We start from the raw sequence: 13,987 nt of genomic DNA, 5'->3' as shown, positions 1-13,987 counted from the left end.
ACTCGGCCGCTGGATGTACGACCACCAGGTCAGCGTCGACGCCCTCACCGACACCCTCATCGTCATGGCCATCGCCATGCTCCTGGGCCGCACCGGCGCCCTGGCCATCAAGCGCAACAACGCCACCAGCGGCACCGGCCGGACCGCCGCTCTGGCCGCCTAGGACGACGCGGCGACGCGGGAACGACCCGGGAACGGACGCAGACGCCGCAGGACCGCCGGACCGCCAGGCCGGCGGTCCTGCGGCGCTCGCGTATGTCGGGCTGATCCTGCTCGGCCGCCGTCGGCGCGCTGATCCCCGCGCGCTGATCCCCGCGCGCTCCTGGCGCAAAAAAGCGTGGGCCGGTCGGCCACACCCGACCGGCCCACTTTTGTTGTGGACTGCGGCGACGATTACCCCGAAGTTACGGGCCGTAATCCTTGCGGAGGGCAGAACCGGGGTAAGTGGTCGGATCCTGAGACGGCCCGTCGTGCGATCGCCGCCGGTCGGAGAGCGCTTTGTCCCTCACCGGCTTGCCTTCAGGTGATCGATCAGCAAGTCGACAGCCGCCTCCAGATGTGTGCTCTCACCTGTCGAACGAAGAATGAGAACCCCGCCCTGGGTCCCTGCGAGAAACGCGGCCGCGGCGCGATCGGCGTCCAGACGGGGATCGACGAGCCCGTCGGCCTGTATCGCGCCGATGCCCGCGCGGATCATGCCCTGCCACCGGTCGAGCAGTGCCGTGGCTACCTCCGCCGCGCCGGGAGTGGTGCCGACCTGGTCCATCAAGGTCCCGAGCGGGCAGCTCGGCCCCTGCGCGCGATAGCGGGCTATCAGGGCATTGCGCCAGCGGAGCCACGCGGCCCAGGAGGTCAGCGCGCCAAGGTGGGGTTGCTGATCGGTGATGACGCGTTCCGCCTCGTGGCGGGCGACGGCGAGCAGCAGTTCCTCCTTCCCGCCCGGGAAGTAGTGGAACAGCTGGCCTTTATCGCGCGCACCTCTTTCTGTTCGACTCCCTGCCGGGACCCGGCGCTGCCACCGACAGTAGGCCGCAATTTTTGCGGGTTCGCGGTCGGCGACCGGGTGGCCTGGGTGCGGGTGTTCGGCAGCTACGCCGAGAAGATCGTGCTCGCCGCCGATCTCGCGGTCCCGGTCCCGGACGACGTGCCCAGCGATGTGGCCGCGGCGTTGATGATGCAGGGCGTCACCGCGCATCACTTCGTCACCGAGTCCGCACCGCTGGCCGCCGGGGAGACCGCCCTCGTGCACTCCGCCGCCGGGGGAGTCGGCCGGATGGTCACCCAGCTGCTGAAGCTGCGCGGTGTCCGGGTGATCGGCCTCGTCTCCCGCGAGGAGAAGGCCGCGATCGCCAAGGACGCCGGCGCGGACGAGGTCCTCGTCTCCTCCGACGGCGACTTCGTGGAGCGGGTCAGGGCCCTGACCGACGGCGCGGGCGTGCACGCGGTCTTCGACGGCGGCGGCGCGGCCACGTTCTGGCCGTCGACCGAAGTGCTGCGCCGCGCGGGCACGCTGGTCTACCCGGGCACTGCTGCTGGAACACACCGGGGACCTGTTCGCCAAATATCGCGAGGGCAAGCTGCGGGTCGACATCAGCGGCCGCTACCCGCTGGGCGACGCCGAACAGGCCCACCTCGACATCGAGTCGCGCCGGACGTCCGGGAAGCTGCTGCTCGACCCGAGCCGCTGACCTGCCTCCGGTCCGCCCCCGAGCAGTGCTTGGAGGAGCACCGTGCTGACCCGATTCCGGTCCCGCATCGTCAAGACCATCACCCCGCTGGCCGCCACGGCGGCTGCGGTCACCATGCTGACCGTCGGCGCGCAGGCGCAGGCGGACACGCCGCTGTGATCCTCGTCCAGTCGAGCAAGATCCCTTGGGGCGGCGGTTCCTTCGGTGAGGCGCACTACTTCGTCATCGCTTAGTCCGAGCGGTATCGAGCGATAGCGTCGGGCCCGACTACGGAGTCGGGGCCGACGCTATCGGCGAACTGCTCTGCCGGACACCGACCTCAGTAGTTCCGCAGACGTTCCATGTCGTTGACGTCCTCCGGCAGCGGGTCGCCCGGGTCGCCGGGCGCGGCGGTGATGATCACGAGCGCCTGGTCGTCCTGCCAATAGGAATACGGTTCCTTGCCCTCGCTGACAATCAGCACATTGCCACCCACGCGCCACGCCGCGATCCGGTTCGCGAACGGCTGCCGCGTGCGGCCGTCCCGCTCCGGCGGCGCGCCCAAGGCGCGGGTGAAGGCTTGGACGGCGTCCTCGATCAGCGACCGGAACTGGTCCGGCTCCTCCTCGGCGCTGGACCACCCGGGCAGCGTGCCCCAGTAGTCTTCCGGGTTCAGTTCGCCGCCGAGGCCGTACGAGTACGCGAACGGCACGGCCACCGTGTAGTCGCCGTACACGAGGTGCCCCTCCGGCAGGCGGTACCAAGCGCCGTCGACCTCGATCCCGTCCTTCAGGAAACCGAGTCCCACCAACGCCCGGTCCGCCTCGTCGACCTTCGTCAGGTCGATCTGCGCGGCGGCGGCCAGCGTCGCGGCGGTCGCGTCAGTGATCGGACACTGCGCGAGGTAGGACAGCAACAGGTCTTCGTCGTCGTCGAAGTCCTCGGTATCGGCGTCGGCGTCCACATCGGCGGTCTTGGTGGCATCGTCGGCGGCATCGCCAGTGACTGCGGGTTCCATGATCCCAGCCTAGATTGTCGGACCGACGTCCCTCCTGTCACTTCTGTCCCACGCGGTACGCCCGAGTGATTCAGTGTTCTCCCTGGTATCGCGGGTGAATGCGCTGGTCCGATCCTGGATTCGGCATGTCACGCGCTCGGAACGGGCGACATCATCGGCACCCTGGGGGGATCCATGACAGTGAGTACATCCGCGCAATCCAGACCCGGCTCCGGACGACGCTGGTCCCTGAAAGGACTGAGCTCCCTGGCGCTGGCCCTCGGGACCGGGGCCGTGGCCGTCGGCCTGGTCTCCGGGCCGGCCGGTCCGGCGCACGCCGCGGGCGGCGCGCCGACCTTCGTCCAGCAGGCGTGGGCGCGCGCCGGGGGCGTCAGTACTCTGACGGTGAAGCCGACCGCCGCGATCGCCACCGGCGACCGGCTGGTCGTCGAGGTCGGCGTCTGGAGCGCCGGGGCGGCGACGGCCGCCTCGGTGACCGACACCGCCGGCAACACCTACACCGAGCTGACGCACTTCGCCGCCTCGGACGGCACCGAGCTGAGCGTCTGGACCGCGCCGGTCACCTCCGGCGGCGGCACCATCCCGACGCTGACCGCCAAGCCGACCGGCTCGGCCGACGTCGGCGTCGCGGTGCTGGAGTACTCGGGCGTCTCCAGCGTCGGCGGCGCCTCGGTCCTGGACGGCCAGTCGCACGCCACCGGCAAGACCACCGCCGCCGGGACGGTCGCGGCCGGGGCCACCGCGGCCACGACGGCGCCGGGCGAGCTCGCCCTCGGCTTCTACGCCGACTCCGGCTTCGGCAACGCCCTGACCGCCGGGTCCGGATTCACCAGCCGGGTGAACGTCTCCCACGTCAGCGACATGGAGCTGGCGGCCGAGGAGCAGCTCACCGGGGCGGCCGGCGCGACGCCGAGCGCCACCTTCGGCACCGGGGCCTCGACGATCTGGCTGGCCGCGACCGTGGTGCTCAAGGCCGCCGGCACCGGGGCCGCCACCGCGCCGGGGGCGCCGATCGGCGTGGCCGCCGCGGCCGGGAACGGCTCGGCCACCGTGACCTGGACCGCGCCCGCCGACGGCGGATCGACCATCACCTCCTACACCGTCACGCCCTACGCCGACGGCGTGGCCGGGACCCCGACCGTGGTGACCGGCGCGCCGGCCGCGGCCGGGGCGACGCTGACCGGGCTGACCAACGCCGTGCCCTACACCTTCACGGTCAGCGCGGCCAACGCGATCGGCGCCGGACCGGTGTCGCAGCCCTCGAACACCGTGGTGCCGGACCCGGTGCCGAACGGCCAGTTCGGCGCGTTGCAGACCTGGCCGATCGTGGCCGTGCACTCGGCGGTGCTCAACGACGGCAAGGTCCTGGTCTGGGACGGCTGGCAGAGCCCGCAGCCCACCCACGTCTACGACCCGGCGACCCAGACCTTCACCACCGCCACCCCGACCGACAGCCTGTTCTGCTCCGGTCTGGCCAAGCTGCCGGACGGCCGGGTGCTGGTGGCCGGCGGCTACGGCGCCTCGGCGAACGGCATGCTGGGCATCGTCGACACCAACATCTTCGACCCGGCCACCAACGCCTGGACCCGCATGGCGAACATGCACTACGCGCGCTGGTACCCGGACCTCACCGAGCTCTCGGACGGCCGCTACGTCGCGATCAGCGGCAACACCAGCGACGCGAACACCTGGGCCGACACCCCCGAGGTGTACGACCCGGCGAGCAACACCTGGACGCTGCTGTCGGCGATCAGCACCCCGCAGGTGCACGAGGAGGAGTACCCGTTCTCCTACCTCGCGCCGAACGGCAAGATCTTCACCATCGGCCCGGAGGAGGACACCTCCTACTGGCTCGACGCCAACGCCCAGACCTGGACCTCGGTCGGCCCCAGCGGGCTGAAGAACGGCTCGTCGGTGATGTACCGCCCGGGCAAGATCCTCTACAGCGGCGGCTCGGCGAGCGTCATCAACACCACCAACTCGGTCACCTCGGCGGCCACCATCGACCTGACCGCGACCACTCCGGCCTGGCAGCCGGTCGCGCCGATGAACTACCCGCGGGTCTACCACACGCTGACCACCCTGGCCGACGGCCGGGTGCTGGCGGTGGGCGGCGAGGCCACGTCCGACCAGCAGATCGTGACCACCGGGACGCTGCCCTCGGAGATCTGGGACCCCGCGACGAACCAGTGGACGACGATCGGCTCGATCGCCGCGGCCCGCAACTACCACTCCACGGCGGTGCTGCTGCCCGACGGCACGGTGCTGATCGCCGGCGGCGGTCACCCGACCGGGGTCGCGGACGCCGGCCAGTACAACGCGCAGGTGTATTCGCCCTCGTACTTGTTCAACGGCCCGCGCCCGACCATCACCACCGGTCCGGGCTCGGCGATCTACGGCGGCTCGATGACGGTGACCACGCCGGACGCCGCCTCGATCTCCGCGGTCAACCTGGTCTCCTACGGCACCGACACCCACCAGTCGGACATGGACCAGCACTTCGTGCCGCTGTCCTTCACGGCGGGCAGCGGGACGCTGTCGGTGCAGGCCCCGGCCAACGGCGCCGTCGCCCCGCCCGGCGACTACATGCTGTTCATCGTGAACAAGGCCGGCGTGCCGTCGGTGGCCGCGAACGTGCACATCAGCGCCGCGCCGCCGTCGGTGCCCGGCGCCCCGACCGCGGTCACCGCGACGCCCGGGGCCAGTTCGGCCTCGGTCGCGTGGACGGCCCCGGCGACCAACGGCGCGCCGATCACCTCGTACACGGTGACGCCGTACGCCAACGGCGGCGCGCTGGCGCCGACCGTCGTCACCGGCAACCCGCCGGCCACCTCGACGGTCGTCAGCGGCCTGACCAACGGCACCAGCTACACCTTCACGGTGGCGGCGACCAACTCGGCCGGCACCGGGGCGGCCTCGACGCCGTCGAACGCGGTGATCCCGACGAACGTCTCCTCGCCGGTGTTCGTGCAGCAGTCCTCGCTCCACAAGGGCAGCGGCACGACGGCGGCGGTGGCGCTGGGGACGCCGGTCACGGTGGGCAACCGGCTGGTGGTCGAGGTGGGGGTGTGGAACACCTCCTCGGCGACCGCGACCGGGGTCACCGACTCGGCGGGCAACACGTATACCGAGCTGACCCATTTCACCGCCTCCGACCATACGGAGATGAGCGTGTGGAGCGCGCCGATCACGGCCGGCGGCGGGACCAGGCCCACGGTGACGGCGACCCTGTCGTCGTCGGCGGACGTCGGCGTGGCAGCCCTCGAATATTCGGGGTTGTCGACGGCGGCCGGGCTCGCGGCGGTCGACGCGCAGTCGCACGCCTCCGGGACCACGTCGGCGTCCGCGACGGTGTCCGCCGGCGCGACCGCGGCCGTCGCGGCGGCCGGTGAGCTGGCGGTCGGCTTCTACGCCGACTCGGGATTCGGCGACACGCTCACCGCGGGCAGCGGGTTCAACCAGCGGGTGAACGTGTCGGGCGCCAGCGACATGGAGTTCGTGGTCGAGGACCAGGTGCCGGCGTCCGGGGCCACGCCCGCGGCGACGTTCGGGACCGGGAAGTCGACGGTGTGGCTGGCCGCGACGGTGGTGTTCAAACACAGCTGAGCGGCTGACCGAGAAGATCGATCGATGACGCGAGCGGTGGCCCCGGGATTTCCGGGGCCACCGCTCGCGCGGTTTCCGTCGCTGTTCTTCTGAGTGGCTAGAGCAGCGCCGTGTTCCCGTGCGCGGACGAGGGCAGGTAGCTCCGGTTGCCCGCGAACGTGGCCTTGTAGCCGCTGAGCAGGACGCCGACCGAGTCGAGCAGCCCCGGCGAGGTGCTGCACGCCGCGTGGCCGCTCAGGTCGGTCTTCGCGCTGCACAGCGGGTAGCCGTTGACGTCGGTGAACGAGATGGTCTGGTTCACCATCGGGACGCCGGCGGTGGTGAGGGTGGCGTTGAGGTTGGCCTCGCCGAGGGGGAGGATCGTCAGGGTCGCCGTCCCGGCGCTGAGCGCGGTCGCGGCCGGCTTGATCACCGACACCGCGAGGTCCACCGGGTTGTTGCCGACGCGGATCGGCGAGGCGGTGGTGCCGCTGGCCAGGTCCACGACCGAGACGCCGGCCGCGCCGAAGTCGGCGACATAGGCCGACGAGCCGCCGGGGACGATCTTCAGCGCGATGCCGTGCGGCGCGGCCCCGACGCTGAACGAGGTGGTGACGGTGTTGGAGGCGGTGGCGATGACGGCCACGCTGCCAGAGGCGGCGTCGGTGACGTAGACGGTGGAGCCGTCGGGCTTCACGGCGGCGCTGTGCGGGCGGCCGCCGATCGGGATCGAGGTGACGGCGTTCGTCGCGGTGTCGATCACGGCCACGTCGCCGCTGCCGTAGTCGGGCACGTAGACGTGCTTGCCGTCGGGGGTGACCGCGAGGTTGATCGGGGCGGCGCCGACCGGGACCGTCGTGACGACGGTGTTGTCGGCGGCGTTCAGGACGGTGACCGAGGAGCCGCCGGTGTCGGCGACGTAGACCCGGGAGCCGTCGGGGGAGACGGCCAGACCCTCGGCGCCGGGCCCGGCGCCGACCGTGGTGAGGACGGTGTTCGTGGCGGTGTCGATGACCGACACCGTGCCGGCGATGTCGTTGCCCACGTACAGGCGGCCGCCGTCCGGCGACAGCGCGGCGGACTGCGGCTGGCGGCCGACCGGGATGGTGGCCACCACCGCCGGGCCGGAGGCGGCGCCGGTGTCGATGACCGCGACGTCGGACGAGCCGGAGTCGGTGACGTAGACGCGGTGCCCGTCGGCGGAGGCCGCGACGGCGGTCGGGGCGGAGCCGACCGGGATGCTCGCGACGACGGACTGGGAGGCGGTGTCGATGACGGAGACCGTGTTGGAGCCCGCGTTCGCCACGTACACGTAGGTGCCGCCTGGCAGCGGGGCGCCGGTGTCGGCGTGGCCCGGGACGGCGGCGAAGGCCGACAGCGTGGCGGCTGTCAGCACACTGACGGCGAACGCCGTGGTGCGGCGGCCGGCGGCGGACCGCGGTGGCGGCTGCGCGGCGGACGGAGTGGAGTGGTGCTGAGAAGACCAGGTCACGCGGGCTCCTAGGGGGAGCGGCCGCCCCTGCGGGCGGCCTCGGTGGTCGAGGCGGCCCGAGCATAGGGCCGCATTGACTCAGAGTCCTGTGTCGCTGTCCCGGGGTCGCCCGATCGAGGGAACGGGAGTGTCCCCTAGGTGGCGCGGCGAACAGCGGTGCGCGCGGGAACAAGGATTTGTCTTGTCGTCGCGGGGAGCGCCTCCCTAGAGTCGCGTAGGTGACGCAGTACCTTGCCACGCCGCCCCGGCGGCGGGTGTCGACCAGGACCGGGCTGCGGCTCGGGAGCGCGGTGTCGTCGGCGCTGATCGCGGTGCTGGGGGTGACCGTCTCGGTGTCCGTGGCGGACCGGCAGGCCGATCTGCGGCACGCGGTGAGCACCGCCGAACCGCTGGCGGTGGCCGCCGAGGACATCTACCGCGACCTGTCCGACGCTGACGCGGCCTCCGCCGAGACGTTCCTGAGCGCGGCGCAGGCCGGCACCTCCGGCGAGGAGCGCTACGCGGCGGACCTGAGCCGCGTGTCGGCCAACCTGGCGGCGGTCGACGCCGACACCCGCGGCTCGGCGGCCCTGCGGGCGGCCGACGGCGAACTGCTGGCGGGGCTGCCGGTGTTCACGAAGCTGATCGGCACCGCGCTGGCCGATGCCCGCCAGAACCTGCCGGTCGGCGCGGCGTATCTGCGGGAGGCCTCGGCGCTGCTGCGGGACCGGCTGCTGCCCGCCGCGCAGACCGCGCTGAAGGTGGAGAGCGACCGGCTGAAGGCCGACGACGACGCCGCGGGAACGGACTACACCCTGGAACTGGTGATGGCCGGGGCCACGATCGTGGCGCTGCTCGTGACGCAGACCTTCGTCCGGCGGCGCACCCGGCGGCGGATCAACCCCGGCTTGCTCGGGGCGACGACGCTGGTGGCCGTGATCGCGGTGTGGACCGGGTTCGCCGGCCCCGACGAGGGCGACGCGGTGGCGAAGGCCAAGACGCACTGGCAGGCCGCGGACACGGCGATCGCGACCGACCTGGCGGCGGTGGAGGCCCACGGCGACGAACTGCTCGGCCTGGCGGCGCGCGGCGAGGACGTGGGCGCTTACGAGAACGACTTCGCCAAGGCGACCGCGACCCTGGACAGCCTCCTGAAGAACGACCACGGCGCCTACGCGGACGATGCCCGGCTGGCGCGCCAGAGCTGGGGAGCGGCCCACCTCGCACTGGTGCCGGCCGAGACCCTGCCGCAACCGGACAACGCGGCGAACGTACAGGCACTGCGACTGCTGACCCAGCCCGCCGCCGGCGGCTCGGACGCGGCCTTCCTCCGCGTGGACCAGGACCTGCGCCAGGGCGCGGACGCGGAGGAGGCGCAATACCTGGCCGCGGTCCGTGCGGGGCACGGCGACCTGGACGGCCTCGCCGCGGCGACGGTGGCGCTGACCGTGGTGGCGCTGGCGGCGGCGGGGTACGGGATGTACCGACGGCTGAGGGAGTACCGATGACGAGGGCAGATCAGCGGAACCGTGGCGTCGGCACCGCGCTGCTCGCGGCGCTCCTCACCGTCGCCGCCGCGTTGACAGCAGCCTGTAGCACTCTTCCCGCACCGCCCTCCGCCGCCTCTTCGCGCGCGGCCGCGAATCCGCCGCAGCTCACGCCGTTCCCGGACGGGGTCACCACGATGCCGCCGGGGCCGTCGGGCGGGGTGCCGGTCTCGGGGTGCGAGAAGACGCCGCGGCCGGGGCCGTTGCCGCCGCCGGGGCAGATGCCGGCCGGGTCGACGATGGCGCGGATCTCGCAGCGCGGGTATTTGATCGCGGGCGTGGATGAGGACAGCTATCTGTTCGGGTACCGCAATCCGTCGACGGATCCCGGCGCGGCGCCGTTGATCGGGTTCGACATCGACTTCGTGCGGGAGGTCGCCAAGGCGATCTTCGGGTCGCCGGACAAGGTGCGGTACAAGGCGATCACCAAGGCGCAGCGGATCAGTTCCCTGACGGACGGCTCGGTGGACATCGTCGCGGACATCTTCACCGTCGACTGCGAGCGGGCCAAGCAGGTGGCGTTCAGTTCGGACTACTTCGACGCCGGGCAGCGGATCCTGGTGAACCAGTCGTCGCCGGTGAGGAGTCTGGCCGATCTGGCGGGGCGGAAGGCGTGCGCGGCGGCCGGGACCACGTCGATCCAGACGCTGGCCAACCCCGCCTACCATGTGGTGCCGGTCTCGGCGGTGAACTGGGCCGACTGCCTGGTCATGCTCCAGCAGGGCCAGGTGGACGCGGTGTCGACCACCGACCTGATCCTGCTCGGCCTGCAGATCCAGGACCCCTACACCACGATCGTCGGGCCGCGCTTCACCTACGAGCGGCACGGCCTGGGCATGCCCCTGGGCGAGCCGGACTTCGTCCGCTTCGTCAACGGCGTGCTGGAGAAGATCCGCGCCGACGGGACGTGGACCGCCATCTACACCCGGTGGGTCGGCGACAAGCTCGGTCCGGTGCCCGCGCCGCCGCCTCCGGACTACCAGTGAGCTCGCTGACGGTGATCGTTTGCCTACTTCCCTGATCCGGGCCGTGCAGTAAGCGCTAACTGCGGACTTCGGTCCTTGTGCTGCTGTTACCGTCGTTGATTGTGGCGAAGATCGGTAAGGGCGGTGCGGGCAGTCCGGGCAGTGCGGGCGGTGCGGGCAACACGGTGCGGCTCGGTCCCGCCTTCACGAAGCTCTGGCTCGCCGGCACCGCCTCGGCGCTCGGCGTCGGCCTGGCCACGGTCGCCACGCCGCTGCTGATCGCCTCCCGCACCGACAGCCCGCTGACGATCTCGGCCGCGCAGGCCGTGGCCTGGCTGCCCTGGCTGCTGTTCGCGCTGCCCGGGGGCGTGCTGGTGGACCGCGTCGACCGGCGCCGGCTGATGATCTGGATCGACTGGGCCCGGGTGGCCCTGATGACGCTGCTCGCCGCCGCCCTCGTGACCGGGCACGCCGGCATCCCGCTCATCTACACCGTGCTGTTCATGGTGAACGCCGGCGAGGTGGTGTTCCGCTCGGCGAGCCAGGCGATGATCCCCGCCGTGGTGCCGCGCGAGGGGCTGGAGAAGGCCAACGGCTGGCTGATCGGCGGCGTCACGGTGACGCAGAACATGATCGCCGGCCCGCTCGGCGCCGCGCTGTTCGTCGTCGCCGCCAGCATCCCGTACTGGGGGAACGCGGCGACGTACGCGGTCAGCGCCGTGCTCACCACGGCGGTCGTGGGCACGTATCGCGGGGTTCCGCGACCGAGGCGCGCCGGAACGGCCGAGATGGCCGAGATGGCCGAGATCGCTGGGGGAGCGGCCGCCCCGCCGCCGAAACCCGAACGCCTCCGCGCCGTCTGGTCCGAGATGGCCGAAGGCTTCCGCTGGCTGATCCGCCAGCGGCTGCTGCGCACGATGGCCGTCCTGATCGGCCTGCTCAACGTCACCCTCACCGCCGCCCTCGCGGTCCTGGTGCTGCTCACGAAGGACCGCCTGCACCTCGGCTCGGTCGGCTACGGCGCGCTGTTCACGGCCATGGCCGTGGGCAGCATCCTCGGCTCCGCGCTCGGCGACCGCCTGGTCCGCGCCGTCACGGCGACCTGGACGATCCGCGTCGGCCTGATCGTCGAAGCCGCCTTCCACCTGGTGCTGGCGACCTCGCTGAACGCCTACGTCGTCGGTGCGGCGTTCTTTGCCTTCGGCATCCATGGCGCGCTGTGGTCCATCGTCGCCAACTCTCTGCGCCAGCGGCTGACACCGCCGGAGATGTTCGGCCGCGTCGGCAGCACCAACTTGTTCATCGCCGCCGGCGGCAACTGCGTCGGCGCGCTGCTCGGCGGCGTGGTGAGCGCGCACTTCGGGTTGACCGCGACCTACTGGGTCGCCTTCGTCGTCGCCGTCGCGGTGGCCGCCACGACCTGGCCGGTCTTCAACCGGGCGGCGGTCGCGCAGGCCTACGCCGGCGACGTTTCGAGTGCTTCGGACGCCTCGGAGGCGTCTGCGGATTCCTCTGCGGATTCCTCCCCGGACGCCTCCGCGCAGCCGACCGTCCTGGCCGACGCCTGATCCGCCCGCCCCGCCCGCCCCATTGCCATCCCCCGATCCCTCCATTACGTTTATCGATACCATCGATATTCGATATGCCAGGGGGAACCGTGACGACACCGAGCAATGCCGCCGCCCGCCCGCGCCGGCTCCGCAACCCGCTCCAGCCACTGGTCGTCATCGTGCGCGTCACCTACTACGTGGCGCTCGTCGTCTTCCTGATCGCCGCGATCAACCTCCTGTTCGCCCGCGGCCACTCGTTCGGCTGGCACCGCGGCACGGCCTGCCTGACCGTCCCGGACCAGCTCATGCCGCCGCAGATCCACACCATGGAGTGGACCTCCGTCACCACCAACGTCCACGAGTCCCGGGTCTGCGTCCAGTACGCGAACAACCACCAAGCCTTCGCCAGTACCCTGGCCAACGGCCTCGGCCTCCCGTTCTTCCTCGTCGCCTTCGGCCTGACCTCGCGGCTGCTGACCATCGCCGCCAAGGGCGGCGTCTACCGGACCGAGGTCGTCAGCCGGGTCCAGTTCCTGGGCTGGACGCTGCTGGCCGGCGAGACGGCGGTGGCGGCGCTGCGTACCGTCGGCAGCGTGCACCTTTACAACGACCTGGTCCCGGAGCACTTCAACGGCACCTTCTGGGCCCCGTTCTGGCATGTGAACTGGACCGTCCTGCTGATCGCCGTGGCCTTGATCACGCTGGCCCGCATCCTGCGCGAGGGCGTCGGCATGCGCGAAGACCTGGACGGGACCATCTGATGCCCGACGACGGCGAGCCGCACGCCATCACCGTCCACCTCGACCGGCTGCTCGCCGAGCGCGGCATGACCCTGACCGAGCTGTCCGAGAAGGTCGGCGTCAGTGTCGTGAACCTGTCGATCTTGAAGAACGGCCGCGCCAAGGCTGTCCGCTTCTCGACCTTGACCGCTCTGTGCGCCGCGCTCGGCTGCCAGCCCGGTGATCTTCTCGGTTACCGCTCTCCGGAGGCGATCGGCTCCGTCTCGTGATCGACTGATCACGACCGGTGTGTGAACGCGAAGGAGGCACAGCACGTGGCGACCCTGACGGTATGGAAGTTCCACGAGGCGGACGGCGCGGAGAAACTGCTCGGCCAGCTGGAGCAGATGCAGAAGCAGGAACTCGTCTCGATCAAGGACGGGGCGGTGGTGGCCTGGCCGGAGCAGGCCAAGAAGCCCAAGACCAGGCAGCTGTCGAACCTGACCGGCTCCGGCGCCCTCGGCGGCGCGTTCTGGGGCCTGCTGTTCGGCCTGATCTTCTTCGTCCCGCTGCTCGGGGCGGCGATCGGCGCCGCGGCCGGCGCGCTCGGCGGCTCGATGGCCGACGTCGGGATCAGCAAGGACTTCATCGAGCAGGTGAAGGCGAAGATCAAGCCCGGCACCTCGGCGCTGTTCCTGCTGACCCAGGACGCGGTCGCGGACCGGGTGAAGCCGGCCTTCGAGGGCGCGCACGCCGAGCTGATCAGCACCAACCTGAGCGCCGAGCAGGAGGCGCAGCTGCGCGCCGCGTTCTCGGAGGACGAGTCCTACGCGGCCGGTGCGGCCGACGCGGCGTCGGCGGTCAAGAGCGGCGCGGTCAAGGCCGGTGCGGTCAAGCCCGGTGCGGTCAAGCCGGGAGCGGCCAAGCCCGGTGTGGCCAAGCCCGGTCCGGCCAAGCCCGCGGAGGCCGGCGCCAAGAAGTGACCGAGGCTTCCGTGACGACGGTCCGGCGCCGGCGGGAGGTTTCCCGCCGGCGCCGGGCCGTTCATGACGCCGGTCGCTGTGAGCGCGACCTCAGGACTCGCGGTACAGCAGCTGGATCAGGTTGCCGCACGTGTCGTCCAGCACCGCCGTGGTCACCGGCCCGGTCTCCCGCGGTTCCTGCGTGAACCGCACCCCGAGCCCGATCAGCCGCTCGTACTCGGCCTGCATGTCCTCGACCGCGAACTGCGCGGCCGGGATCCCGTCGGCGACCAACGCCGCCTTGTACGGGCCCACCGCCGGATGGTCCGACGGCTCCAGCAGCAGCTCGGTGCCTTCCGGCTCGCGCGGCGAGACCACCGTGAGCCATCGGTCCGCGCCCACGGGCACGTCGTGCTTCTTCACGAAGCCGAGCACGTCGGTGTAGAAACTCAGAGCCTTGGCCTGGTCGTCGACGTAGACGCTGGTGAGACGGATCCTCATGC

Annotated in this window: 12 protein-coding genes and 1 pseudogene; 9 read left to right on the top strand and 4 right to left on the bottom strand. The window is 71.5% G+C overall.

Annotated elements, in window-relative coordinates; all coding sequences use genetic code 11:
• Nucleotides 1-505 precede the first annotated feature (505 nt).
• Nucleotides 506-1,195, bottom strand: a complete 690-nt coding sequence (locus tag ABD481_RS42070; RefSeq protein WP_344671511.1) for a TetR/AcrR family transcriptional regulator — start codon at nucleotides 1,193-1,195, stop codon at nucleotides 506-508.
• Here ABD481_RS42070 and ABD481_RS42065 point away from each other — a divergent pair.
• Together ABD481_RS42065 and ABD481_RS42060 are read left to right on the top strand one after the other, a co-directional pair.
• A pseudogene (locus ABD481_RS42065) lies at nucleotides 1,172-1,483 on the top strand (zinc-binding dehydrogenase); the annotation flags it as partial. The gene ABD481_RS42070 and the pseudogene ABD481_RS42065 sit on opposite strands and share 24 nt — an antisense overlap.
• Before the next feature lie 43 nt (nucleotides 1,484-1,526).
• Nucleotides 1,527-1,688 (top strand): zinc-binding dehydrogenase, encoded by a 162-nt coding sequence (locus ABD481_RS42060; RefSeq protein WP_344671515.1) that lies wholly within the window; start codon nucleotides 1,527-1,529, stop codon nucleotides 1,686-1,688.
• Between the two features lie 319 nt (nucleotides 1,689-2,007).
• On the opposite strand, the gene ABD481_RS42055 is transcribed toward ABD481_RS42060, so the two are convergent.
• Nucleotides 2,008-2,685, bottom strand: coding sequence for a hypothetical protein (locus ABD481_RS42055; RefSeq protein ID WP_344671510.1), 678 nt, complete (start codon nucleotides 2,683-2,685; stop codon nucleotides 2,008-2,010).
• A 174-nt stretch (nucleotides 2,686-2,859) separates the two neighbouring features.
• Between ABD481_RS42055 and ABD481_RS42050 the strand changes: the two genes are divergently transcribed.
• Nucleotides 2,860-6,291, top strand: coding sequence for a fibronectin type III domain-containing protein (locus tag ABD481_RS42050; RefSeq protein WP_344671509.1), 3,432 nt, complete (start codon nucleotides 2,860-2,862; stop codon nucleotides 6,289-6,291).
• A gap of 97 nt (nucleotides 6,292-6,388) precedes the next feature.
• Here ABD481_RS42050 and ABD481_RS42045 read toward each other — a convergent pair whose 3' ends face one another.
• A complete protein-coding gene (locus ABD481_RS42045; protein ID WP_344671508.1) occupies nucleotides 6,389-7,762 on the bottom strand; it encodes a beta-propeller fold lactonase family protein in 1,374 nt (457 codons plus the stop codon).
• A 218-nt stretch (nucleotides 7,763-7,980) separates the two neighbouring features.
• Between ABD481_RS42045 and ABD481_RS42040 the strand changes: the two genes are divergently transcribed.
• The 6 genes from ABD481_RS42040 to ABD481_RS42015 all read left to right on the top strand — a co-directional run bounded on the left by ABD481_RS42040 (nucleotide 7,981) and on the right by ABD481_RS42015 (nucleotide 13,505).
• Entirely contained in the window at nucleotides 7,981-9,249 is a 1,269-nt protein-coding gene (locus ABD481_RS42040; RefSeq protein ID WP_344671507.1) for a hypothetical protein, read from the top strand.
• The gene (locus ABD481_RS42035; RefSeq protein ID WP_344671506.1) at nucleotides 9,246-10,274 is read left to right on the top strand and encodes a glutamate ABC transporter substrate-binding protein; all 1,029 of its coding nucleotides are present in this window, start codon (nucleotides 9,246-9,248) and stop codon (nucleotides 10,272-10,274) included. Before ABD481_RS42040 ends, ABD481_RS42035 begins: the two co-directional genes overlap by 4 nt.
• 110 nt (nucleotides 10,275-10,384) lie before the next feature.
• The gene (locus ABD481_RS42030; protein ID WP_344671514.1) at nucleotides 10,385-11,821 is read left to right on the top strand and encodes an MFS transporter; all 1,437 of its coding nucleotides are present in this window, start codon (nucleotides 10,385-10,387) and stop codon (nucleotides 11,819-11,821) included.
• A gap of 89 nt (nucleotides 11,822-11,910) precedes the next feature.
• Complete coding sequence (locus ABD481_RS42025; RefSeq protein WP_344671505.1) at nucleotides 11,911-12,564, top strand: DUF2975 domain-containing protein; 654 nt, start codon at nucleotides 11,911-11,913, stop codon at nucleotides 12,562-12,564.
• On the top strand, nucleotides 12,564-12,812 hold the full coding sequence (locus tag ABD481_RS42020) for a helix-turn-helix domain-containing protein (protein WP_344671504.1): 249 nt from the start codon (nucleotides 12,564-12,566) through the stop codon (nucleotides 12,810-12,812). Before ABD481_RS42025 ends, ABD481_RS42020 begins: the two co-directional genes overlap by 1 nt.
• 45 nt (nucleotides 12,813-12,857) lie before the next feature.
• A complete protein-coding gene (locus ABD481_RS42015; RefSeq protein WP_344671503.1) occupies nucleotides 12,858-13,505 on the top strand; it encodes a DUF1269 domain-containing protein in 648 nt (215 codons plus the stop codon).
• A gap of 90 nt (nucleotides 13,506-13,595) precedes the next feature.
• Here the strand turns inward: ABD481_RS42015 and ABD481_RS42010 are convergent, their stop codons facing one another.
• Entirely contained in the window at nucleotides 13,596-13,985 is a 390-nt protein-coding gene (locus tag ABD481_RS42010; protein WP_344671502.1) for a VOC family protein, read from the bottom strand.
• Nucleotides 13,986-13,987: the final 2 nt, after the last annotated feature.

Source organism: Catenulispora yoronensis (assembly GCF_039531695.1).
In the GTDB taxonomy this organism is placed as follows: domain Bacteria; phylum Actinomycetota; class Actinomycetes; order Streptomycetales; family Catenulisporaceae; genus Catenulispora; species Catenulispora yoronensis.
The sequence above is the reverse complement of the archived record's forward strand: the minus strand, read 5'-3'. Positions and strand labels throughout refer to the sequence as shown.